This is a genomic window from Streptomyces stoeckheimensis, assembly GCF_045822005.1.
Taxonomy (GTDB): Bacteria; Actinomycetota; Actinomycetes; order Streptomycetales; family Streptomycetaceae; genus Streptomyces; species Streptomyces stoeckheimensis.
Window position 1 is genome coordinate 80188 of record NZ_CP169553.1, and the last position, 22018, is coordinate 102205.

18 protein-coding genes, 1 tRNA gene and 1 pseudogene are annotated in these 22018 nt (G+C 69.6%); 11 read left to right on the forward strand and 9 right to left on the reverse strand.

Annotation, left to right across the window (positions count from 1 at the left end; all coding sequences use genetic code 11):
* Window positions 1–360: 360 nt before the first annotated feature.
* Window positions 361–1107 carry a hypothetical protein gene (locus ACE1OC_RS43070; protein WP_407842139.1) on the forward strand — a complete coding sequence of 249 codons (747 nt, stop codon included), beginning with the start codon at window positions 361–363 and terminating at the stop codon, window positions 1105–1107.
* Between the two features lie 147 nt (window positions 1108–1254).
* Here the strand turns inward: ACE1OC_RS43070 and ACE1OC_RS43075 are convergent, their stop codons facing one another.
* Both ACE1OC_RS43075 and ACE1OC_RS43080 read right to left on the reverse strand, forming a co-directional pair.
* Window positions 1255–1917: a nucleotidyl transferase AbiEii/AbiGii toxin family protein gene (locus ACE1OC_RS43075; protein ID WP_407842179.1), complete on the reverse strand. Its 663-nt coding sequence runs from the start codon at window positions 1915–1917 to the stop codon at window positions 1255–1257.
* A 2-nt stretch (window positions 1918–1919) separates the two neighbouring features.
* Window positions 1920–2270: a transcriptional regulator gene (locus tag ACE1OC_RS43080; RefSeq protein ID WP_407842140.1), complete on the reverse strand. Its 351-nt coding sequence runs from the start codon at window positions 2268–2270 to the stop codon at window positions 1920–1922.
* Window positions 2271–2458: 188 nt separating this feature from the next.
* Between ACE1OC_RS43080 and ACE1OC_RS43085 the strand changes: the two genes are divergently transcribed.
* Window positions 2459–2535 (forward strand) — tRNA-Met (locus ACE1OC_RS43085).
* A gap of 97 nt (window positions 2536–2632) precedes the next feature.
* On the opposite strand, the gene ACE1OC_RS43090 is transcribed toward ACE1OC_RS43085, so the two are convergent.
* On the reverse strand, window positions 2633–2791 hold the full coding sequence (locus ACE1OC_RS43090; protein WP_407842141.1) for a hypothetical protein: 159 nt from the start codon (window positions 2789–2791) through the stop codon (window positions 2633–2635).
* A gap of 501 nt (window positions 2792–3292) precedes the next feature.
* On the opposite strand from ACE1OC_RS43090, the gene ACE1OC_RS43095 reads away from it, so the two are divergent.
* Window positions 3293–3433, forward strand: a complete 141-nt coding sequence (locus ACE1OC_RS43095; RefSeq protein ID WP_407842142.1) for a hypothetical protein — start codon at window positions 3293–3295, stop codon at window positions 3431–3433.
* A gap of 734 nt (window positions 3434–4167) precedes the next feature.
* Here the strand turns inward: ACE1OC_RS43095 and ACE1OC_RS43100 are convergent.
* Together ACE1OC_RS43100 and ACE1OC_RS43105 are read right to left on the reverse strand one after the other, a co-directional pair.
* The gene (locus tag ACE1OC_RS43100; protein ID WP_407842143.1) at window positions 4168–4479 is read right to left on the reverse strand and encodes a hypothetical protein; all 312 of its coding nucleotides are present in this window, start codon (window positions 4477–4479) and stop codon (window positions 4168–4170) included.
* A 1041-nt stretch (window positions 4480–5520) separates the two neighbouring features.
* Window positions 5521–6229, reverse strand: a pseudogene (locus ACE1OC_RS43105) (HNH endonuclease family protein).
* A gap of 563 nt (window positions 6230–6792) precedes the next feature.
* Here ACE1OC_RS43105 and ACE1OC_RS43110 point away from each other — a divergent pair.
* Together ACE1OC_RS43110 and ACE1OC_RS43115 are read left to right on the forward strand one after the other, a co-directional pair.
* Window positions 6793–7446 carry a hypothetical protein gene (locus tag ACE1OC_RS43110; RefSeq protein ID WP_407842144.1) on the forward strand — a complete coding sequence of 218 codons (654 nt, stop codon included), beginning with the start codon at window positions 6793–6795 and terminating at the stop codon, window positions 7444–7446.
* Window positions 7447–7486: 40 nt separating this feature from the next.
* Window positions 7487–8098, forward strand: a complete 612-nt coding sequence (locus ACE1OC_RS43115) for a hypothetical protein (RefSeq protein WP_407842145.1) — start codon at window positions 7487–7489, stop codon at window positions 8096–8098.
* A 165-nt stretch (window positions 8099–8263) separates the two neighbouring features.
* Here ACE1OC_RS43115 and ACE1OC_RS43120 read toward each other — a convergent pair whose 3' ends face one another.
* Both ACE1OC_RS43120 and ACE1OC_RS43125 read right to left on the reverse strand, forming a co-directional pair.
* Entirely contained in the window at window positions 8264–8503 is a 240-nt protein-coding gene (locus ACE1OC_RS43120) for a hypothetical protein (protein WP_407842146.1), read from the reverse strand.
* On the reverse strand, window positions 8500–8961 hold the full coding sequence (locus tag ACE1OC_RS43125; protein WP_407842147.1) for a hypothetical protein: 462 nt from the start codon (window positions 8959–8961) through the stop codon (window positions 8500–8502). The genes ACE1OC_RS43120 and ACE1OC_RS43125 overlap by 4 nt, the downstream gene beginning before the upstream one ends.
* Before the next feature lie 201 nt (window positions 8962–9162).
* Here ACE1OC_RS43125 and ACE1OC_RS43130 point away from each other — a divergent pair, with 201 nt between their 5' ends.
* Window positions 9163–9528, forward strand: a complete 366-nt coding sequence (locus ACE1OC_RS43130; RefSeq protein ID WP_407842148.1) for a hypothetical protein — start codon at window positions 9163–9165, stop codon at window positions 9526–9528.
* A 58-nt stretch (window positions 9529–9586) separates the two neighbouring features.
* On the opposite strand, the gene ACE1OC_RS43135 is transcribed toward ACE1OC_RS43130, so the two are convergent.
* Both ACE1OC_RS43135 and ACE1OC_RS43140 read right to left on the reverse strand, forming a co-directional pair.
* The gene (locus ACE1OC_RS43135) at window positions 9587–10594 is read right to left on the reverse strand and encodes a DNA polymerase Y family protein (protein WP_407842149.1); all 1008 of its coding nucleotides are present in this window, start codon (window positions 10592–10594) and stop codon (window positions 9587–9589) included.
* Between the two features lie 5 nt (window positions 10595–10599).
* On the reverse strand, window positions 10600–14046 hold the full coding sequence (locus ACE1OC_RS43140) for a DNA polymerase III subunit alpha (RefSeq protein ID WP_407842150.1): 3447 nt from the start codon (window positions 14044–14046) through the stop codon (window positions 10600–10602).
* Window positions 14047–14349: 303 nt separating this feature from the next.
* Here ACE1OC_RS43140 and ACE1OC_RS43145 point away from each other — a divergent pair, with 303 nt between their 5' ends.
* The 5 genes from ACE1OC_RS43145 to ACE1OC_RS43165 all read left to right on the forward strand — a co-directional run bounded on the left by ACE1OC_RS43145 (window position 14350) and on the right by ACE1OC_RS43165 (window position 21973).
* A complete protein-coding gene (locus ACE1OC_RS43145; protein ID WP_407842180.1) occupies window positions 14350–15156 on the forward strand; it encodes a TnsA-like heteromeric transposase endonuclease subunit in 807 nt (268 codons plus the stop codon).
* Window positions 15156–18440: an AAA family ATPase gene (locus ACE1OC_RS43150; protein ID WP_407842151.1), complete on the forward strand. Its 3285-nt coding sequence runs from the start codon at window positions 15156–15158 to the stop codon at window positions 18438–18440. Before ACE1OC_RS43145 ends, ACE1OC_RS43150 begins: the two co-directional genes overlap by 1 nt.
* Window positions 18437–19951 carry a TniQ family protein gene (locus tag ACE1OC_RS43155; RefSeq protein WP_407842152.1) on the forward strand — a complete coding sequence of 505 codons (1515 nt, stop codon included), beginning with the start codon at window positions 18437–18439 and terminating at the stop codon, window positions 19949–19951. Before ACE1OC_RS43150 ends, ACE1OC_RS43155 begins: the two co-directional genes overlap by 4 nt.
* 558 nt (window positions 19952–20509) lie before the next feature.
* Complete coding sequence (locus ACE1OC_RS43160) at window positions 20510–21322, forward strand: hypothetical protein (protein WP_407842153.1); 813 nt, start codon at window positions 20510–20512, stop codon at window positions 21320–21322.
* Between the two features lie 132 nt (window positions 21323–21454).
* Window positions 21455–21973, forward strand: coding sequence for a hypothetical protein (locus tag ACE1OC_RS43165; protein WP_407842154.1), 519 nt, complete (start codon window positions 21455–21457; stop codon window positions 21971–21973).
* The last annotated feature ends 45 nt before the right edge of the window (window positions 21974–22018 follow it).

Sequence of the window (22018 nt, forward strand, 5' to 3'; positions counted from 1 at the left end):
CCATGAGCCGAGGCGTCCCCTGGTGTTCGGGGCGTCCAAGGGGGTGGTCGTGGTAGGCGGCCCGGCCACGTCGGTGCGCGGACACCGTCTGGTCCGTACACCGTGAGCCCACCGGTGCCTCGCGGAACCGGAAGAGCCGGGGCGCGGGGATCGAGACGCTGGCGGCACGGGCACGGACCCCGACCACGCCCCTGCCGGCGCAGGCCACCGGACCCGTCCCCGCACCCCGGCGAGCCCTCACGAGTGGCGGCGGTTGCTCACACGGGCGGCGCGGGTCCGGCCAGTTGCCCGCCGGCTGTGCGTGGATCTGCCGCACTGGGTACCAGTAGAGCGGAGTGGATCGATCTCCGGGAGCGATGAATGACCGACATTCGTATGAGCGCCGATGTACGCGCCGTACTCGGGCCCGACGGTATCGCCCAGGCCGGGGCGGTCACCCTCGCCAACGCGGTGTGCGTCGGCTGCGAGACGAGGATCGATCCGGATGAGCCGGCCAACGTGGTCGTCCGGATCGGCGGCCACGTAGCCCACGTCCGGTACGCGCACGCCCGCTGCCACGCCTCGGCCGTCGTCCGGATTCCCGAAGCCCGCACCCCTCGCACCGCGTCCGCGCTAGCGGCGCCGGACGAGGGGGTCCCCATGCTGATGACCGCCTCTGCCGTCGACCACGGCCGCGCCGTGCTCCCCACCCTCTTCGCGGAGATCGGGGCCCCAGTCTTCCTCCGCACGGGAACAGGATCCGAGCTCATGGACGTTCTGGCTTCCCGCGTCCTGGCCCGAGGCTTCTCCCCCGTAGGCCGTATGCGCCAGGCCCCTCCGCGCGCGGACCAGTGGCTGGCCGCCTACACCACACCGGGGCCGGACAACGCCTCCGACCTGACGGTGATGGAACCCGACGGAACAATCTTCTACACCGGCCCGATCCACCCCCCGGCCCAGTGGATCGTCGGCGTCGAGGACTACGGCTGGAGCGTCATGTACGTGGGGAAGGCAGGAATCGGCGACGTCCCCGCAGACGATCAGCGTACTAAGACCCGTCTAATGCGCGAGGCGGCCGCAGCCGGACGGTTCGTCGGCGCCCGCATCGCCGTCCACCACCTCGGATAGGCGAAGGCGCCGCCATCAGGCCCGCGGGACTCGATGACCAAGCTCGACACCAGCGGATCCGCTTCTTGATGGGTGGCCCGCGCTTCGCCGGGAACGGGTCACTCAGCCCGGACGGCGACGGCATCCTGGCCGACTGCTGGGAGTGAGTCAGTCCCGGTCGGCATCGTCTTCGTGGAGCCGGCGGGCGAGGTCGTCGGACCAGAGCTGCGCCCAGGTCCGCAGGGCGGCCATGGCGCTCTCGTCGAGGCCGTAGGCAATTAACTCGGCGTCGTCGATCCAGTCAGCGCCGGCCAGGCGGCTCTGGAGGTCTTGGGGACTGAACCGGCCTCGTGCGTGGCGGCGGCCAAACTCTTCGAGGTCGGGGGTGGTCCAGCGGCGGGAGGCGGCGTACACGTCGAGGAAGTCGCGGGCGGCGCCCCGGTCGGCGAGGGCGCGGACCTTAGTGCCGATCACGTCCTCCTCGGCGAGGACGGGACCGTAGGCGCTCTGGGCGATCGGCCGCCAGAAGACCTCCTTCAGCACGTCGACCTCGCACGCTTCGCCCGTGAGCGGGTCGGTGACCTGGAAGCGGGCGGACAGCGGGGCGATCTCGACCTCGGCGACCTGCCAGCCCCGCTCCGTGAGCCCCGCGCGCACGGCCTCGGCGATCTCGTCCATAGGGGTCGGGGACTCGGTAGCGAGGTCCAGGTCCTGACTGACCCGTTCCAGCAGCTCGTGCGCCTGCACCGCGTAGCCGCCGGTCAGGACCAGGGGGTAGGGGGATCCGAGCGCGAGCACGTCGGCGAGGAGCCGCGCATGCAGTTCCGGCATCTTCACGCCGCGGCCAGCTCCCGGAGCTGGGGGAAGGCTTCCTCCCATACGTCCCGCACGCTCGGCCCGGCCAGAGTCCGCAGCACTGGCCACAGGCTGGCGAGCAGCTCAGCGTTCAGGAAGCGGCACAGGTCCTCGCGAGTGCCCTCGGCCAAGACAGTGCGGTAGAGGCCCATGCGCTGGCGGGGCTGGTCGAGGTCGAAGGCGCGCAGCCCGGACCAGGCCACGTGCAGGGGAAGCTCGATGACTCCGTGGATGGGCCCGGTCAGCGCTGACAGGCTCGGGGGAAGCCGGCGGGCGAATTTCAGCCTGTACAGGACGGCGTCGTCGAGACCGGGGTTGGAGACAGTCATGCTCCGAGTATCCACCGGCCTGGCGCCGTACGGGTCGGTCCTCGCGGGCCGCGGTCTCGTCGATGTCGAGCAGACCCTAGTCGCTGGTGTTCCTTACAAGCTGTTGCCGCGGGTGGGTCGGGAGCGCCTCACCGCCCGGATACTCGGTCGGAAGCGTGGGGCCAGTGCCGTAGGGTGGTGTTCACCGACGCGGGGTGGAGCAGCTCGGTAGCTCGCTGGGCTCATAACCCAGAGGTCGCAGGTTCAAATCCTGTCCCCGCTACCAACGCAACAGCCCCCTCGACCACCAGGTCGAGGGGGCTGTTCGCATTCAACACCGCGTGTGCCGTGGAGACGGCCGAGTGCACGCGAATCGGGCGGTTCTACTCGCCGGCCCGCACCTTCACGATCTTGATGTCCGTGGCGCCCTCCGCCTCGAGATCTGCCTTGCGGTGTTCGGCGCTGGGCTGGTCGTAGCTCACCGCGGACAACATGGCCTTGCCGTCGCGCGCGCGTACCCACTTCACCCGGTAGTTGACCATCGCTACGCTCCCTCGTGCGCTCCGCACTCGCCGGCCCAGATCAGCGGGCCCTGTCTTTGCATCCGGTGCGGACAGCCGTCCGCCCCAGATCGACCGGATCTCATCCAACAACTTCGGATAGTGCTCTCCGTACGTGCCCAGCGCATGCCACACCGCATTCAGAGCTGCTTTGAGCGGGTCGGGTTCGGCAGCAGCGCGTACGGCGGGGAGAGCATAATGCGGCTGTGAGATGGGCCCACGGACCTGCGGTGTGATGGCAGGGAACACGAGTTCGGTGTACACCATCGGTGCCTGGCTTCCCGGTAGCCGGTCAAGCCTGTAGCTCGTCTCCCCGTCGCTCTCTTCTGCGGTCTTGACCCACACCAACCCTGCCGGCGCCGGGGGAAAGTACCGCCCCCGCTGGGGCGGTACTGCCCCGAGAACATCCGGGCCCGGTTCGAGAGGGGTGGACTCCAGAGCCTCCCGCATCCGGGCCGCGTCGTCGAAAGGGGGCGGTAGCGGATGCCCCTGCGTCAACGCGGCGAGCGCCCCAGCGACCCACGGCACATCGGTCAGGCCCGCCACCTCGCAGGCCCGCTGAGCGGCGAGCACCGCCACGGCACGCTGGACGTCTGGATCAGCGGCACCGAGGTCGTGGACTAGGTCACTGTCGAAGTCGAGCAGCCCCAGGACGTTGCTCTCGCGGGCACGGCGCAGCGACTCACTCGGCAGTCTTCCGCCCCACCGCCACCTCTCGTAGTGCAGCTGCCGATCCTCCGCGACCCCTACCCCATCTGAGACCAGCTTGTGCACACGCCCCCCGTTCGGGACGGCCTCTGAAATCCCTATCGGATCTGCCGTCCCTTCTCCCGCATCATGCCGCAGGCCACTGACACGCCCGGGACCCGGGCCGGGGTGACGCGGCCGAGCAGTCGTTCATGTCCGGCCGCGCTGACGGTCTGTAATAGCAGGTCACAGCCGTGCATCCGGCACGGCCGCCTGCTCAACCGCTTGTCCGTGGAGATTGGAGGGGGCGGAGCGGTTCGAGCTGACCGACGCGCTCCCCTACGACGGCACCTACGCCGCCGAACCCCTCGACCGCTCCCTGTGGGGGTGAGGTGACGAGATGGCACCAGGATTCGGTGCTGCTCGTCACCTCCCAGGGCTTGGGAAACATCGGCCAGGACAGCCCGACGTCAGCGGTGGCCGCCGGCCGGTGCACCAGCCGCTCGCCCGGGCGGGACGGCGCCGACAATCCGATGCCCGCGATCTGCGCTCGGCCGTCCACGCGGCGGCGCACACCCGGTGTTTCGACGGGGACCACCTATGAAACGGAGACTTCGTCACGGTGCCGGTCCGGGCTCACGGCAGGCCAACAAGCGGAACTGTCGCTACCGTTATTGGCTGCTCGATTGGTCCCCACGGCCGGTCCGGGCCTCACAGATGGCTGGGTGGTTGTCGATGGTGTAGAGGATCAGGCCGGTGCAGCGGCCGGGAAAGTATTCGCGGCCCCTCGTCGGGGTTTCCTTTGCGTCGCGAAGCGCCAGCCTGATGCTGTTCTCGATCTCCAGGGCGATGCCGTCGGGGAGGTTTTCGATCAGGCGTATCACTATGCCCAAGCCGTCCCGTCTGTGGTCGGAGAGTCGAGGGCGGGGATCTCCGCCAGTGACTCCGAACTTGACCACCTCCCTCTCGTCGTCGGTGACCACGTAGACCACATCGAAGTGCTGGCCTACACAGATCCGGCAGAGTCCTTGGCCTCTCTGGACGCCACCGGGTTGGGGCGTGCAGTGGTGGCCTTGGGCGCAGCGCACCCGGTGGGGGGTGTGGATGCCGAGCCAGGCGGGTTCGAGGACTTCGCCCCCCAGTTCCGTAACCCGGATCCTGAATGCCACCCATGCAGCCTGGGAGTCGCGGCCAGCGCAGGTGCCGCAGAGCCCTTGGCCGGTGTGGACGCTATTGGGGCGGGGGGTGCAGTGATGTCCGGCGGCGCAGCGTACCCGGTGGGGCTTGAGGGCGCCGAGCCAGGCGGGTTCAAGGACTTCGCCCCCCAGTTCCGTAACCCGGATCCTGAATGCCACCCATGCAGCCTGGGAGTCGTTGCCGACGCAGGTGCGGCAGAGCCCTTGGCCCTGCTGGATGGCGTTGGGGCGGGGGGTGCAGTGATGTCCGGCGGCGCAGCGTACCCGGTGGGGCTTGAGGGCGCCGAGCCAGGCGGGTTCAAGGACTTCGCCCCCCAGTTCCGTAACCCGGGCCCTGAACGCCGCCCATGCGACCCGCGGGTCCTGGCCGGCGCAGGTACGGCAGATCCCCAATCCCCGCGACACATTCGACGGCCTGGGTGTGTTCTCGTGGCCTTGGGCGCAGCGCACCCGGTGCGGCTTGTGGAGGCCGAGCCAGGCGACTTCGAGGAGGGTGGCGCCCAGTTCGGCAAGCCGCTCACGGAATACGGATTCAGCGCGGAGGCTACTTGGTGAAGGCATCCGAGCATCATGCCGGGCAGCGCCCACAGGAGCTCTCAATGTCCGTAGTTGTCTGCACGGGTGACCAGCTTGTTCGTAGTCGAGCGCACGGGAAGCTCGGACGAGCATGACCATCGCCGACCACGCTGACCTCAGCTGACGCGCGGGCAGAGGACTTCGGACATCGGTGCAGGCGACTTTGAAAACTGACAGCGGACCCCGTGTACGGCCCGATGACGAAGGGCCGCCGCCCCGCGAGGTGACGGCCCTCAGCTCCTGCCAGCCTGCCTACGGGGCTGGGGTGAACTCCACCTCGGTGCCGCCGCAGCCAGCCGCGATGTCCAACAGGCGGTCCCGCTCCAGCTCATCCACGGCCAGGCCCCAGCGGAGCTTCGTCGCGGTCCACTCGGCGCTGTACCGACACAGAACCTCCTCGGAGCCCGACGGCGGCAGCCACTCCGCCGGATCCTGGTCGCTCTTGCTGCGGTTCGAGCGGGCCGTCACCGCGACCAACGAAGCCTCCTGGCCCAAGTCGTTCGCGTACGCCTCTCGGCGCGCAGCCGTCCAGGCCGAGGCTCCGCTGTCCCACGCCTCCGCGAGGGGCACCATGTGGTCGATGTCCAGCGCCCCGGCCGGCGTCACCGGCCGCTCGTCGTAGTACGACCACCACACCCCACCGGTCAACGTGCAGCCCGGACCGATCTCAGGGGCCTCCACAGCCTCCGCGATCAGCACCTCCATCCTCGTGTTGCAGCCGTCGTCCGCGATCGCGCCGGCGTTCCAGTGCTTGAAGGCGGCGGACGTAGCCCTCACGGGACTCGGCGGCTACGGGGATCCGGTCGATGCCCTCGAACAGGGATGCCGTCTCGACCCGGGAGGGCAGGGTGAGGGCCGTAGCCGGGCCGTCCGCGGCGGTGGCCGGTGCGGTGGTGGCGAGCAGGGGCAGGACGGACAGGGCGAGCGCGGGCAGGCCGCGGCGCAGCAGGTTCTTGATCACGCCCAGGGTTGTAGCCGCTGTGCCAGCTCTGCCGGGAGAGTGGCCACGGGCCCGTCACCCGGGCGGGCGTGCTGATTCACCGCAGAAACGGCACGCCTGGGCAGGTCCCCTTCGCTCATCCGGCTCACGTTGCCGAAGCCCGCGAAGGTGTAGTCGGTTCTCGCGAATACGGTCTGCGGACCTGACCGCTTACTAGCAGACAACCCAGCACATAGGACTCACACCGGGTCAAGATTCAGGGTTTACGCCAGCCTAAACCGCTCCTCACCGACGCTCAGCTACACAGGTGAGCAGCAGCCAAATTTTCGCCACAATGGCAATTTATCGCAGCTCCCAAATTTCGACCCAAAATTAGATTTGACTGAGAACTGGACGCGATGGCTCGAATCCGGCAATAGATTTGAGGTACCCCTGAGGGTTCACCGTGACCTGGATCACATTCAGTTAAGGTCGATTGAACTATGCGGATGCACAGAACAAACTTCCGGTGAACCAAGCGATTCCCGCGGAGAGGGTCACCTCTTCAAAGAATCACATTCGAGTTTCCAAGCTCAAGGAGAGCCGTGAAGCGCATCAACTTCCACTTGAACAAGCGTGGCGCCGCCACGATGGCTACCGGAGTTGCATTGGCGGCGGCGCTGACCGCCACCATGACCTCGGGGGTTTCGTACGCGGACTCCGGAACACCGCAGGGATTACCCCCGGGTGCGGTTTCGGCGGATGGCAAGTTCTTCACGCCGGGCCCGAACACGACCGTCAAGAGGAACGCTGGTGAGGACGTCCCCGGCACGCCGTCGGCAGAGGCGCTGGCAACGGTCACCCCGGGGCCCGCTGGTACGGCGGCGTCCTACCAGCTCAAGAACGCCCGCCGGATCGGCCAGTCGTGCGGAACAGACGTTCTCTCGCAGACGAGCGGATTCGGCAAGACCACACTCGTCCTGACCGTCGAGAAGGCCGTCGCCGCGACCTACTCCAGGGAGATCGGCATCGAGGTCAAGGCCATCTCGGCTGGGATGGGGTGGAGCGTCACCAACACCTACACCGTCAAGAACGAGACCCGCTACGAGGTGCCCGCCGGCAAGTGGGGAAGCGTGCAGGCCTTCCCGCTCTACGATCTGTACCAGGGCGACGTCTACAACCTGTGGGGTCCGGACACGGGGAAGGACGCCTACGCTTACAAGCCGGTGGGCGTCTGCTTCAATTCGTGGTACCAGTGACTAGAGTCTGACCATGTGACGTAAGTAAGGGGCGGCCCTGATGGGTAAAACAAAGAGGACTTTAGCCATCGGGGCTGCCCTGATTGCGCTGACAGCTGGATGCGATTCCGCTAAATCGCCTGACGGGAACTCCGCTCCGAGCGGAGAACGCAACATTCCACTGACCGAGTTGAGTTCAATTTCGGTGGATAGCGACCCGCTAGGCGATCTGAAGGAGCGCCCTAAGATTCTGTCCGAGGTTCAGTATGGAGACGTCCGCCTGATCGCCTACGCGACCAGCGACTCCTGCGGAATCGTCACCACGCCGAAGAACGACCCCCAGCACAGCGATATCCACCTCGTGTCAAAGTGGCCCGCACCTGGGCAGGGAGCCGCCCCCTACCCGGCCGGCCCCTACAACAGTGCCTCCGGCAACGGCAGCGGGAAGGCCTGGGCCTCCCTGCTCTGCAGCAAGGACGCGATGGTGATCGAGTACACCCTGGATTCGGCCAGCAGCAGCCCGGGAGAGATCCGCGGAGAAGCTACCGCCACGCCAGTGCCTAACAATCAGGCAGCCTCACGGATCATCATCGGAGATCCCGCGACCCGCCTGCAGATCCAGCACCAAGCCGACAAGTCGGGGACCAACACCCCCAGTACCGGGCCGCGCTAGAAGAGGTCATCGCCGCTGGGCCAGCCCGGCCCGCCGGGCAGAACGGTGACGGACTCGGTCAGTGCGACGGACACGGGGACTTCCACTCCGCCAGCGTCGCTGCCCAACGACCGGGCGCGCGCCCGGCTACGCCGGACAGCGACGCGGAAGACCGCCCCCGGGCGGCTACGACGGCGGTGGCTGCGTGAGGCGCAGCCAGGCGGTCAGTGCGGCCTGCAGCTCGAGGACGGCCTGGCGGTCGAGGGGTTGTGCTGTCCGGCCGGCGCGCAGCGTGACGGCCTGGGGTGTGACGCTCCAGCCCGCGCCCAGCCGGTCGGGGGAGGTGATCTCGGAGCCGTGGGCGAGGGTGCGGAGCATGGCCTCGATCCGGGGCGGGACCGGTGTCTGGCGCGGCCGCCACGTCACGTTTCGCAGCCGGACCGGGAGGCCGAGCGCGGTCCGGAAGGCGTCGACTGCACGGTCGAGCGGCTGCGCGGTGTGGGGTGCGGTGCGGTGCCGAGGAACGCTTCGGTCAGCTCGGGGTGAACGCGCGCGCGGGGGTCCTCCCGCGGTGGCAGCGGGTGCTCCTCTACCTCCAGGCGCACGCACGCCGGCGGGACGAGGACCTTGTCGTAGCCGTTCTTCATGGCGGTGGCGTGGTGTCCGCGCAGTGCGCTGATCGGGCCGGTCAGTACATGTTCGCCCTGCATCCACGGCAGGTCGGGGCGCAGGTAGCGCAACGGCAGCTTCGGCGTATCGAGCTTGGGCGGCTGCCCGTACACGCCGTGGGAGCGGTGCAGCACACCGGACTCGGTGACCAGGACCGTCACCTGCCGACCGGTCGCGGCCTTGCCCAGCCGGAACCCCACCACCGTCGTCGGCATCCCGCCCCTCCCCATCCACTGCCCGGGTTGGCGCTACGACGCTATCGGCGACGCCCACGTCGGCGCGGGCGATCGCGGAACACCATGGAGGCGAGCGAGCGGCATGTTCACCGAGGCGCACATCGCGGTCCGCACGCCGAACGGGTGACCGGCCGGAGTGCCGACTTCCCTTCCAGAATCGAACAAGCATACGATTCAAGAGTGACCTCGAATGGTGAGACCGAGACCTTCCCCGATGACCTCCTCCAGCTCCAGGAGCGCCTCCACCGCGCGCACGCCGAGCATCGCGCCTACTTGGCCGGGCTGCCGTGGAGCGTGGAGCCCATGGCCGGCTGGCGGCGGGGCGAGCGGTTCTCCCACCGCGGCGACGTTCCCGACAGCCCCGGCTGGAGCGACGAGCAGAAGGAGACGGTCGACCGGATGTGGGCCGAGATCCGGGAGCTGACGATCACCCTCGTCGACCACCCGTACTGGGCGACGGTCGACCGCGCCGTCCTGGTGGATGCCCGGATGAAGCTGAAGAAGCAGACCCGCCCGGCCGCTGGCGACATGACGGAAGCGGCGTAGGCGCCTGCTCAGGCCTCACCTGCAGCGTTTTTTTGCGACTTCCGTCTATGAGCGCAGGTCAGGACGGGCTGTCGTGCCGGGGACCCGCCCTGGCGAGGGTCGCGGGGCGAAGGGTGCCGGGCCCGTATCGGGCTCGGGCCCGATCGGTGACGGTTTCGATGGCCAGGGCACGGTCGGCGGTGGGGTCGAGGCTGAGCTGCTCTGCGCCCTCCGCCGCCGGGCGAAGCTCCTGTGCACGCAGGCTGATGGAGCGGACACGGGCCCGCTGCAGGCCGAGGAGGTCGTAGAGCTCGTAGGCAGCGCCGACGAGCGGTCGGGTGTGGCCGGTGGGTTCGGGCAGCGTACGGCTACGCGAGCTCGTGGACCGGTCTGCGTACCGGAAGGTCAGGGCCAGGGTGCTGGCGATCTGCTGCTCGTCGCGAAGCAGACCGCCGAGTTCCTCGGCGAGGTCAAGGAGAGCCCGGCGGTGCTCGACGGGGTCGAGGACGTCGTGCCCGAAGGCTCGCTCGGCGCTCACCGATTTCGCGATCGGCTGCGGCTGGACGGTGCGCAGGTCATGGCCGTGGGCGTGGGCATGGAGCGAGCGCCCGGTGGCGGCGCCGAAGATCCTGGTGAGGGCAGGCAGGGATGCGTCGGCGAGGTCGCCGATGGTGTGCAGGCCGTAGGCCCGGAGTTTGGTGGCGGTGGCAGGACCAACGCCGTGGAGCGCGGCGACGGGGCGCGGCCGCAGCCACGCCTGCACGTCCGCGGCTTCGATGATGGTGGTGGCGCCGGGCGGGGTGACGGCGGCGGCCATCGTGGCGAGCATCCTCGTGGGGGCGATCGCGCAGGTGGTCTGCACGCCGTGCAAGGCCAGGGTCCGCATCCGAAGCAGTGCGGCGATTCCTTCGGGGTCGCGGTCGAAGTATCGGAGCGCGCCGGTGATGTCCAGGTGCGCGGCGTCCGGCGGGATCGCCTGAACGCGCGGGGTCAGGTTCTCGGCGAGTGCGAGGAGCTGCTCGTACATGTCCGGCCGGGAGCCGGGCTGGATGTGGAAGTAGGCGTGAAGGATTCGGCGTTCGGTCATGGTGATCACCCGGCCGATCCGGGGCTGGTGTAGCCGAGGGCTTTGAGGTCGGCGGCGCGGGTGCCGGCGGGCTGGAGGTCTGCGTACGGGTGGAGGCGGGCTCCGCTGGTGCCGTTCGAGAGGGTCCGCGACGGCGCCTGAGCCGGGGTGCGTGCGGCCTCGCTCCGGCCGAGGAGTGCGAGGACGGCTTCGGGTCCGTGGTCGCGGCGGGCGGCGGCGAGCGCGTCGAGGTTCCAGACGGCTTGGCCGACGACGGTGCGGCGCGGGCCGCGGGCTTCGACGGTGCCGCGGACGAGGAGGAGTCCGCAGTGGAAGATCGTGTGCGCGCAGGCGTCGTGGCTGTCGTCGAAGAACGCGATGTCGACGAGCCCGAAGCCGTCCTCCAGGGTCACGAAGATGACCCTCTTCCCCGAAGGAATCGGCGGGGTCTGGGTGGAGGCGCGGACTCCGGCGACGAGGACCTGCTGCCCGGGGTGCATCGCGCGCAGGTGGGCGGAGTCGGTGGCGCCGATCTCGCGGAGCAGCCGGTGGTGGTGGGTCATCAGGTGCTGGGACACGTCGATCTTCAGCACGCTGAGCTCGGCGTCCAGGGTCTCGCGGCTGGTCATCTCGGGCAGCCCGGACGGCTCGGCGGTGACGAGCTCGCCGTCGAGGGGGAGCTGGCCGGCGGCGGGCCGGGCGGCGGTGTGCCGGTGGAGCTCGGTCGTCTGCAGCAGGAGGTCGCGGCGGGTGAGCGGACCGCGCAGTCCGTCGAGCGCGCCGATCTGGATGAGACGCTCGGCGACCGGCAACGCGGGGCGGGCGCGGGTCCACACGTCCTGGACACCGTTGTAGGGCTGGCCAGCCGTGATCCGCGCGACCTGCTCCTCGCTGATGCCCTTCACCGTGGACAGCGAGAGCCGCACCCCCCACACGCCGGTCTCGGTCTGCTCGATCCGGTGCTCAGGCGCGGAGTGGTTGATGTCGACGGGGAGCACGGGTACGCCGTGGCGGCGGGCGTCGGAGACGATCACCCGGGCCGGCCACATCCCGGGATCATGCTCGAGGAGTCCGGCGTAGAGGGCCGCGGGGTGGTGGGCCTTGAGCCACGCGGACTGCAGGGCGGGCACGGCGAAGGCGACGGCGTGCGCGCGGCAGAACCCGTACGCGCCGAAGCTCTTGACGATCTCCCACACCTCGTCGAGGACCGCGTGGGAGTAGCCGCGGGCGCCGGCGTCGCGCCGGAACCAGGATTCGATCTTCGGGAGCCGGTCGGGGTCGGCGAGCGCGCGGCGGGCGACCTCGGCGAGGGCGCGGTCGCAGCCGGTCAGGACGGAGAGCATCCCGATGATCTGCTCGTGCCAGATCGTCACCCCGTAGGTGTCGGCGAGTACGGGCTCCAGATCGGGATGCGGGTAGTGGGGAGCGGCGCCGTGGCGGGCGGCGATGTAGAGGGCGGGCATGCCGCCCTTGACCGGGCCCGGTCGGAAGAGCGAGATGTCGGCGATGACGTCCTGGACGTCGCGCGGCTGGAGCCGGCCGACGAGGTCCTGCTGGCCGGGCGACTCCAGCTGGAACATCCCCACCGTGTCCGACGCTCGGATCAGGTCAAAGGCACGCGCGTCGCCAAGGGGGACGTGGTCGGGGTTGTCGAGATCGAGCTGGCGGCCGGTGGCACGGCGGATCTCGGCGACAGCGTGCGCCATCGCCGACTGCATCCGCACCCCGAGCACGTCGAGCTTCACCAGGCCGAGGTCTTCGACGTCGTGCTTGTCGGCCTGGACCATCGGATACTGCCCGCCCGGCGTCGGCTGCACCGGCAACCGGTCCAGGAGCGAGGCGTTGGAGATGATCACGCCGCACGGATGCATGGCGTACCCGCGCGGCAGGGCGTCCAGCCCTTCGGCGAGTTCCCACAACGGCCCGTACGAGCCGGCCTCGGCGGACAGCTTCTGCAGCTCGGGGAGCTCGGCGAGCGCACTGCGGATGTCGCAGGCCCGGAGGTGCGGGAACGACTTCGCGACCATGTCGACGCTCTGCGGGGGCAGGCCGAGGGCGAGGCCGGTGTCGCGCAGGGCGTGACGGGCCCGGTAGGTCTCCGGCATCCCCGTCACCGCGACCCGCTCGCTGCCGAAGCGCTCGATGATCCGGTCGTAGACCTCGAGCCGACGCGCGGACTCCACGTCCAGGTCGATGTCCGGCATCGAGGACCGCCGTACGGAGAGAAAGCGCTCGAAGAGCAGGTTGTGGTCGAGCGGGTTGGCCGTCGCGATGAACAAAGCGTGGTTGACCATGCTCCCGGCGCCCGACCCGCGGGCCGCGACCCGGATTCCCATCGCCCTGATGTCCGTGACGACCTGGGCGACCGCCAGGAAGTACGGCTCGAACTCGAGCTGGCCGATGACGCCGAGCTCATACTCCAGCTGCCCCACTGCCCGCCGGTCGCCGTCCAGGCCGCGCGCGAACATGCCGTCCGCGCACCTGCGCCGCAGCAGCTCCATCGCCCCGCCCCGGTCCGCGGCGGCGCCGACGACGGTGGGTTCGGGGAAGTGGGGCCGGCCCATGCCGAGGTCGGCCCGCGGGTCCACGACGCATGCCTCCGCCGTCGCGGCCGTCTCGGCCAGAAGCGCGGCAGCGCGGCCGGGACCCGCTCCAGCGGCTTCGGCGATCCGCTCGGCGGCCTCCGACATCGAGACGGGGCCCTTGAGCCAGCGCTCGCCGCAGTCGAGCCGGCGCCGGTCGATCGGGCGCAGCAGCCGGGCCGAGTCCAGGACGTCGGCAAGCCGGTGCTGGGCCGGATCGGCGTAGCGGACTGCGTTGGTCAGGACCGCAGGGATACCGAGCTGGTCGGCGAGGCCGATGGTGCGGGCGGCCAGACGCAGTGAACCCGGCCCCGTACCGGGCAGCCCCCACCACACCGTCTCCAGCCGCAGACCATCGCCGACGGCCTCGCGCCAGGGCGCGATCAGCTGCTCGGCGAGGTCCGGGCGCCCGGCCGACAGGGCACGCACCGGCTCCGAGGACGGCCCGAGCATCACCATCAAGCCCTCGTTCGCGTGCGCGGCGAGGGTCTCCCAGGACACCACCGGGGGCCCACCAGCGGCGCCCGCGTGTGCGGCGGAGACCAGGCGGCACAGCCGGGCCCACCCCGCGGCGTGCTGCGCCAGCAGGGTCACCCGCAGCTTCGGTTCCACCACGTGCGCACCACCGCGATCTGGAGTCCGCGGGCGGCCGGCGGCCGGGTGCGGCGTGGTCCAGGGGGCGATGGCGACGTCGACGCCGAAGATCGGCCGGACCCCGGCGACCGCAGCGGCCTTCGCGAAGCGGACGGTCCCGGCGACGGTGTCCCGGTCGGTGAGCGCCAATGTGCCGATGCCGCGTTCGGCGGCACGTTGTACCAGGTCAGCGGGGTGTGAGGCGCCGTAGCGGGCCGAGTAGCCGCTGGCGACGTGCAGGTGGACGCCACAGACCATGCTCCACCTCCAGCCGTCGCCTGTTTCAGCCGACCTGGCCGAATCTCACTCGTCTCTCCATCAACCTACCGAACACTTATTCGAACAGACCAGTCGGTTACTCCATCCGCGGCGAGCCGGACGTCCTTGTGACTTAGTGCCGTAGTTGGCCAGTTAGCGGCCTAGTTGGCCGGTGTTAGCGTCGAAGTTGGCCGCAGGGTAGCGGTTGCAGCACTCTCGGTGATGGCTTTCGTGAAAGTGCGGCGGGACCGCGCGACAGACGTGTGTGCTGGCGGCATGGCTTCAGCCTTTGTCCAGCCCGCCATGGGACCGGTGTGGTCCCACAGTTGCTGCCTCGATGATCTCGCGGTCCTGTTCGTGGTGCCAGAAGCGACTGAAGTCTTAGACACCGGGGCGGGCTGGGCACGGAGGTGGATCGCCACATGGCGGTCTGCTCAGGGGGAGGTTGTGAGCCCTGTACGCGACCTCGCTGCCTTCGAGTGGCCGGCTTCGCGGCCTGCCCGCGCGTTCGCCTGGCGGCCTGGCCAGCGGCATCGCCCAGGCTTGGCCTACTCGTCGGGAACGGGGCGGCTGCACGGGTTCGAGAGCCTGGCTGAGCGGCGTGTGCTGCTGGCGCTCGACTTCGTGGGCGGCATGACGGAGGTGCTCTCGCAGCCGTTCACCCTGAAGTTCACGACGTGCCGGCGCCCGGTCCGTCACACGCCGGACTTTCTGGCGCTGACGCGGGGGACGGCGTTGCTGATCGACGTCCGGCCGGCGGATCTGATCAAGCCGGACGACGCGGTGAAGTTCGCCGCTGCCCAGCGGGCGGCGGGAGCCGTCGGTTGGCAATACGCGGTGGTCGCGGGATGGCGGCCGCAGCCTTGGGCGGCGCTGGAAGCGTTGTCCGCCCGGCGCCGCGCAATGTCCGACCCCTTGGGATTGTTGCCGGAGCTACTCGAGCTGACTGCGGACCAACCGCGACGACTGGGCGAGCTTGTGGCAGCCACCTCCTGGCCGACACTCGCACGGGCCTACCTGCTGCACCTGCTCTGGTCGCGGCGGTTGACCGTGGACCTGGCCCTGCCGCTGGGAGATCAGTCGTGGATCTACCTGCCGAGGATGGACTGATGGCAAAGGGCGGCCAGGTGCGCCGGGCGGAGGACCTCGCCGAGCACGACCTCGCCCGGGCCCGGATCAGGGAGCAGCACCTTCTGGAGGTGGAGACCGGCTACCGGAGCGGAAGCCGGTTCTGGGCCCGGCCTGACGAGCCGCGTTCCGCGTTCGATCCCGTACGGACCACGTTGACTGAGCGGCGCCTGGCGAAGGTCCGGGAGCTCCGGGAGATGGGTCCGCAGGAGGCGAAGCAGCTGGGGCTGGATTCGATCAGCGAGCGAACGCTTCGACGCATGGCCGCGCAGCATACCGAGCGAGGGCTTGCAGGCCTTGCTGACGGCCGGTGGACTCGTGGGCTGTCCGGCCATGCGTCGGTGACGCCGGAGGTGGAGGCGGCGATTGTGGCGGTGCACGCGGAATCGCTGCATCGCTCGCGGATGAGCATGAAGTCGAAGGAGCGACTGATTCACCAGTACGTACGCGAGCGATTTTCCGACCGCGAGGTCCGAGTCCCGCACTACACGACCTTGATCAAGGTGTGGCGGGAGTGGTTCGGGCCGGGCGGCGGCCGCCAGCGCTACGTCCGCTCGGCGGCCGCAGCCGCTGCGGCCTGGATGCCGGAGACCGCGGTGCACGTCAGCCGGCCGGGACAGGTGGTGGTCCTCGATACGACGCCGCTGCCGGTGAAGGTGCTGGACGACGTCTTCGCCGAGCCGATCACGGTGCACCTGACGATCGCCTTGGACGCCTGCACCCACTCGGTCGTGGCGTTCCGGCTCACACCGGTGGCGGAGTCGGCGGTGGAGGTGGTGATGCTGCTGCGGGACGTGTTGCTGCCACTGCCGATGCGGCCGGACTGGGGCCCGGAAACGGAATGGCCCTACCCCGGCGCCCCGGCGGCCTTGGTGGCGGACTTGGCCGGGCATCCGGTTGCGGGTCTGCCGTTCTTCGCTCCGGAGACGGTGACCAGCGACCACGGCGCCGTCTACAAGAGCCACCACTTCGTCCAGGCCGCGGCGACGCTCGGGGTCGATTTGCTGCCGGCCCGGGCGATGCGGCCGCCGGATAAGGCCGCGTGCGAGCGGGCCTTCGCCGGGATCCAGTCGCTGCTGCTGGAGCTTCTCCTCGGCTACCGCGGCATCGACGTCGCCGACCGGGGCGCCGACCCGGAGGGCGACGCGACCTGGACGCTGTCGGAGATGGAGCACCTGTTGGCCACGTGGATCGTGAAGATCTGGCAGAACCGGCGTCTCGACCAGTACGCGCCCGCCTGGGATCCGGGCGGTCGGCACAGCCCGAACACCCTCTTCGCCGCCGCGGCCGCGCGGGACGGAATCTGCCTGGAGATCCCGCCACCTGACCTCTACTACGAGCTGCTGCCGGTGCACTTCGTACGGATCGACGCCCGGCGCGGTGTGAAGATCGGTGGCCTCTGGTACGGCGCCCACAGCCCCGTTCTCGAACCCCACAGGGGCCGCCTGTCGGGCAAGGGCGGCCAGCACGCGGGGAAGTGGGCGGTGCACCGCGACCCCCGGGACTGCCGCCAGGTCTTCATCGAGCTGGACGGAGCCTGGCACGAGCTCCTCTGGAACGGGCTCCCGTCCGGCCAGGAGGTGCCAGCCTTTTCCGACGCCCGCGTCGGGGATGTTCTGCGGCAGGCCGCCAAGGCAGGGCTCAAGCCCCGCAGCGACGCCGAACTACTGCCGGTGCTTCTCGGCTTGGTGGCCGCCAAGACGCCGGTGGACGCCTGGCCGACCCAGATGACCCGGCAGCAGAAGACCGACCGGGCTCGCGAACTGGCCCGGGCCCGGGCCGCGGCACTCGACCGGCCAGCACCGGAGCCTCCTCCAGGACCGCCACCGTCGGACGCCCGGGCTCTGCACAGGCAGGCTTCGGCCGCCGTGGAGGCAGACCGGCGGCGGCGCCGTATGTCCGCCGTCTCCGTCCCGCCGCCGGCGCCCCAGCTCTTGTCCGATTCTCTCAGGGCCAAGAACCTCTTCCTCCTCCCCGACGAAGAGCGGGATACACATGAGGAAGCGGGCACGGGGCGGGCAGGGGAGGGGGGCATGAAGCAGGTCGGCGCCGGGCTCGGGCTGATCGTGCCCGCGGCGCGGGACCAGGTGGCGGGCTGGGACACGTGGCGACGGGCACGCCACGCCTTCGTACCGGCGTCAGCACGGACATTCGGCCAGTGGCGGGCGATGACCCCACGGGAGCGATCCGCCTTCGACCTGCACCGGATGGCCACCCACGCCAACCTCCCGCTCCTCGACACCCCGATGAGCCGGACGGTCGACCGGCTGCTGAGCGCCCGGATCCGCACCAACGCCTTCAAGGCCAAGCCGTCCACCCGCGCGGGAGTGATGATCAGCGGCGGTGGCTACCAGGGCAAGACCGAGACCACCTGCGAGATCGTGGCCGCCTTCGAAGATTCTTGGCGCACCCTCCACCACCAACTCCCCCCCGACGCCACGCCCGGAACCCGCGACCTGTGGGTGCCGGTCGCCTACGTGCAGACCCCGGTGACTGCGAAGCCGAAGAGCACCTGCAAGGCAATCTTGAACTTCTACGGGGCGCCTACGAAGAACTTGGACCTCCCCGACCTGATCCGACAGGTTGCCGCCTCCCTGACCGACCACGGGACCAAGGTCTTGGTCCTCGACGACATCACCCGGCTGCGGATGCACCGCGCCGACGACCAAGACACCCTCGACCTGATCCGCGCATTCATGAGCATGAACGTCACCCTCGTCCTCATCGGCGTCGACATCCCCGCCTCCGGCCTCCTGCGCGAAGGCCGCCTTGATGTGGCGTCCAGGCAGAGCGTGCTGCCCCCGTCCCGGCACGCCACCACACACGGTCTGGAGGCCACCCAGACCGAGCGCCGCTTCGACCTCGTCGAACTCGACCGCTTCCGCTACGACACCGACGAACAGATCACCGCCTGGACCACTCATCTCACCGGCGTGGAACAGGCCCTCCGGCTGATGAACGCCCCACCGGGCATGCTCACCTCAGGCCGCATGCCCGAGTACCTCTTCACGCGCACCAATGGCGTCGTCGGCCTACTCGAACGCCTCATTGAGGACGGCTGTGCCGAAGCGATCACCAGCGGCGCCGAGCGCCTCACCGAGACCCTCCTCGACGACCTCCCGCTCACCCTGGCCGGAGCCAGCCGCGATGCCGAAGCAGGCGAAATCCCGGCCGTCCCCGCAGCTCCCGCCAGCCGCCCGCGTGCCGGACGGCGACGCAACACCGCGTTCGACGACCACGGCCCCGCCGCCTCGGACACAGCATGACGAACACCCCGCTGCCCAGAAGCCTCGACCCCGTCCCCGGCGAACTGCTGCCCGGCTACCTTCTACGCCTCGCCCACCGGATCGCCCTCCCACCGCTGGACCTCGGCCACCTCTGCGGCCTCACCACCGGCCCGATCTTCCCGGCCCGCCACCTCGTCCGCCTCGATGCCGCCCAGGCCCAGCAGATCGCCGACATCTGCCGCCTCCACCCCGCCGAAGTCCACGCACTCACCCTCGCCGGGCAAGCCCCCGGCTACACACCACTGCGCATCGACTACCTTGGGCGGCACCAGAGCTCCGTCACCATGGCCAACGACGGCTGGGTGCTCACCGCCTTCAGCCGCTACTGCCCGGACTGCCTGACCGACACCGCCCAGCTCCCCGGCGGATCCGTCTGGCAGGGCGCCTGGCGCCTCCCGCACACCTTTCTCTGCGAGCGGCACAACCGACTTCTAGCCTGGCAATGCCCCGCCTGCCACGCGCCGGCGTTTTCCAACGGTTACCGCTCCGACGGACGATGGCGACCCACCCAGCTCATCCCCGCCCCGGGGCAGCGTCTGCACCCAGCCCGCTGTCGCCACCGAGCCGGCTCTGGCCGTGCCTCCGCCTGCGGCCAGCCACTCGACCAGCCCACCGGAGAACACCTGCGGCCCACCCCGGCCATGACGCACGCCCACCGCCGGCTAGCCGAAGCCGCCACAGCCGGGGCCGATCATGAGGTAGCGAGCCTTGGTCAGCGGGTGTCCGCCCAGTCGTTCTTTAACGACGTCCGGGCGACCGTCTCGGCCGTTCGCGGCAGCTGGCCCATGGCCAGCGAGGTCTTCGCAGAGCTCGGGTCGATGGACGCGGTTACGGCCCACGTCGATGCTCTCCGCCGCCCCCACCCCGAGCGGACAGCGGCGCTGGGAGACGGACGGGTCGCTCGAACCTTCGGACACCCGCCCGCCGACCCGCTCCCGGCAGCGGCCCTGATGGCCCTCACTGTGGCGATCCTCGATGACCCGAACGGGCACCACACCCTCGCGCCGCTCCTGTCCGCTCTGCCGTCGACGAGTACCGCCCACATCCGGCTCCGCCGGCATGCCTCCCACTGCTCACCCACGATGACCGCGGTGCTCCGCGGGGTCGTCCGGCTCCCACGGAAGGCTGTTGGAAAGCCTGCCCTCTTCCCCCAGCCCGCTACGCACCGGGGCAGACTCGACCCTCACACCATCCCCGCTGTCCTGCCCGAGCACTGGACCACCCCGCTCGACGAGCTTGACGTACCGAGACGGCAACTGCGGCGGGACGCGGCGATCCGACTCGTCCAGATGGCCACCGGCCGCTCCCGCCGGTCCGCCGCCCTCTACCTCGGAATCCCGCTGGGGTCGCTGCACTCCGCCACCGTCACCATCCGCCCCTGGCAGAAGGAACCAGGCAACGCCGTGGCGTACCAGAATGCCCTTCACCGCGTCGCCGAGATCGCTATCGCTGACGGCGAAGGCGACCCGCGAGGTGCCTCGGCCAGGTGAGGGGGTCCCCATGATGGGGCGGTGCTGCTCCAGACAGCCTCGGCTCTCAGGATCGAAGTTGGACCGAAGTGTTCAGTTGGCCGATGGCGCTGTAGAGGGCCAACCACTGCGCACGTAGGCATGCGGCAAGATGCGGACGTGACCCTCTCTTCGCGTTTCACCCTGCCAGGCCAGGTCCGAGCTGTGGCCGCGGCGGATCCCTCCGGGCCACTGACCGTGACCAGCTACGGTGCGAACCCCCTGGCGACCGTCATCACGAGGTTCGACCTCTCAGACAAGGTGGCGTGGCAGCGGACCTACCCGGGGACAGGCAGGCCGCGCTCCCGTATGTCCACGGACGGGACGCTGTGGGTCGCCTACCCGGATCGTGACGGTCGGCTCCTGGAAGGTGTTCTGCCGGACGGATCCACCGGCCCCACCGTTCGCCCGGAGTGCCGCCCTGATGAGGAGGTCGGGGCGTTTGTCCTCCTCGACGATGGGTTCGTCATCTCTTGGGTCAGTGCCTCCCGCCTGGTCCGTGGGGAACGAAGTCGGCCCACGTCTGTACCGGAGCCTCGCGTGGCCCGGTACACGCGCGAGGGCGAGTGCCTCTGGTCTGCGCCGATCGTGCTCGGTGCGGTGTCGTTCCCGGGCGTGGTGGAGATGGGAGACCGGACCGGATGGGAGATCCGGCCGCGTAGACCTTGGGTCCCGGAGGAGATCGGCGTAGACCACTGGGAGCCACTGCTCGTATCGGGCGACCGAATCGCAGCCAGCTTCACCGACACACGGGGCGGCATCGGGCGGACGTTCTTCCTCGACTTGGAAAGCGGCGAGACCGTGTCGGCCACCACTCCCGCTCCTGCAGGCCGAAAGGCGATAGCCGGCCCTGGCCAGTTCCTGATCGGGTCCCAGGGCTACGGCGCGTTCACGACCGTCCTCTTCGGCGGCGACGGAGCCGAGACTGCGCGCTGGGCGACCCACGGGGCCATGCTCGTCGATAAGAACGGCAGCGTCAGCGGCCCCGAGCTCGAAAACCGCCTGCCGTCGAGATCACGCTTCCGGCGGCTCGCACCGGACAACAGCCTCGTGGACGGGCCGGCACTGACCGGCTACTACACATCCGACCCCGCGATGGACTGCGAGGGAACCGTCGTGTTCTGGCGCGACGGCAAGCTGCTCGCCGTGGACACCGACCTCACCGGACACGAGCTGTTCGCCATGGACGACAGCCGAGCAGTCATCGGTCGCGCGCTCCTGCTGAGCGAAGGCAGCGTCGTCGTCTCCCTGGACAACGAGGTCATGGTCTTCCGTACACCGCTGAGTTCCCTGGCTGAAGGTCCCTGGCCGTGCGGGGAAGGGAACCTCCAGGGCAATCCTCTGCTGAGCTGAAACGGCCGGCGCTACACCAGAGGAGACCGAGGCCGGACTTGAAGTCAGGTCGCGCGAGGACGGGTCCTCCGAGGGGTGTGCAGCAGGCGGCCCGGGCTGAGGGGTGTCGTACCTCGCTCTTATGCTCGCCCGATGACGTCTTACGAAGGCGCCCACCCCACTGTTCTTGTGCAGGTGGGCGACCGGCACGCACAGATCGACGAGCAGCTCGCACCCACGATCCAGGCTATGTGGGAATGCGGGTTCGATACCTTCACCTGCTGCCAGGACGTGGGCGAAAGCAACGCGGACTGGCCGGAGAAGCTGCCGCACATGGCGGAGTGGGTGGAGTCCAGGCGCGGCTGGATACTCGTCGACTTCCCGGTCGACAGCGGCCTTGCTTTCCTCTCGGCCGTGGCGAATGCCGGCCCGCGGGACGCGTTCTACGTTCGGATGACGCACTGGGCGGCTCCGGACGCGTGGGACGTGACGGTCAAGCCGATGGACGTGGCGATGTTCAAGGAGGAGCTGCCCTCAGGGTTTCGCCTACAGCTGCTCCAGGTGAGCTTCCCGGCGTACGATCTGCCGGAGCTGACCCGGCGCCTCCGCGAGCACGCTGCGGACCGATCGGTTTCGCCCGCCCCCACCGACTGGAGCACCGTCGGCCGATAGGGCCTTTTGTGAAAGTCCCGGTCGCGTGGGGTCTGGGGTACGCAG

What these genes read in the sequence shown, in the direction of transcription:
- ACE1OC_RS43145 (WP_407842180.1), top strand. Translation starts at nt 14,350, where the DNA reads ATGGGACCGGTGTGGTCCCACAGTTGCTGCCTCGATGATCTCGCGGTC.
- ACE1OC_RS43115 (WP_407842145.1), top strand. Translation starts at nt 7,487, where the DNA reads ATGGGTAAAACAAAGAGGACTTTAGCCATCGGGGCTGCCCTGATTGCG.
- ACE1OC_RS43150 (WP_407842151.1), top strand. Translation starts at nt 15,156, where the DNA reads ATGGCAAAGGGCGGCCAGGTGCGCCGGGCGGAGGACCTCGCCGAGCAC.
- ACE1OC_RS43090 (WP_407842141.1), bottom strand. Translation starts at nt 2,791, where the DNA reads ATGGTCAACTACCGGGTGAAGTGGGTACGCGCGCGCGACGGCAAGGCC.
- ACE1OC_RS43155 (WP_407842152.1), top strand. Translation starts at nt 18,437, where the DNA reads ATGACGAACACCCCGCTGCCCAGAAGCCTCGACCCCGTCCCCGGCGAA.
- ACE1OC_RS43075 (WP_407842179.1), bottom strand. Translation starts at nt 1,917, where the DNA reads ATGCCGGAACTGCATGCGCGGCTCCTCGCCGACGTGCTCGCGCTCGGA.
- ACE1OC_RS43095 (WP_407842142.1), top strand. Translation starts at nt 3,293, where the DNA reads ATGCCCCTGCGTCAACGCGGCGAGCGCCCCAGCGACCCACGGCACATC.
- ACE1OC_RS43140 (WP_407842150.1), bottom strand. Translation starts at nt 14,046, where the DNA reads ATGGTCTGTGGCGTCCACCTGCACGTCGCCAGCGGCTACTCGGCCCGC.
- ACE1OC_RS43080 (WP_407842140.1), bottom strand. Translation starts at nt 2,270, where the DNA reads ATGACTGTCTCCAACCCCGGTCTCGACGACGCCGTCCTGTACAGGCTG.
- ACE1OC_RS43125 (WP_407842147.1), bottom strand. Translation starts at nt 8,961, where the DNA reads ATGCCGACGACGGTGGTGGGGTTCCGGCTGGGCAAGGCCGCGACCGGT.
- ACE1OC_RS43070 (WP_407842139.1), top strand. Translation starts at nt 361, where the DNA reads ATGACCGACATTCGTATGAGCGCCGATGTACGCGCCGTACTCGGGCCC.
- ACE1OC_RS43135 (WP_407842149.1), bottom strand. Translation starts at nt 10,594, where the DNA reads ATGACCGAACGCCGAATCCTTCACGCCTACTTCCACATCCAGCCCGGC.
- ACE1OC_RS43165 (WP_407842154.1), top strand. Translation starts at nt 21,455, where the DNA reads ATGACGTCTTACGAAGGCGCCCACCCCACTGTTCTTGTGCAGGTGGGC.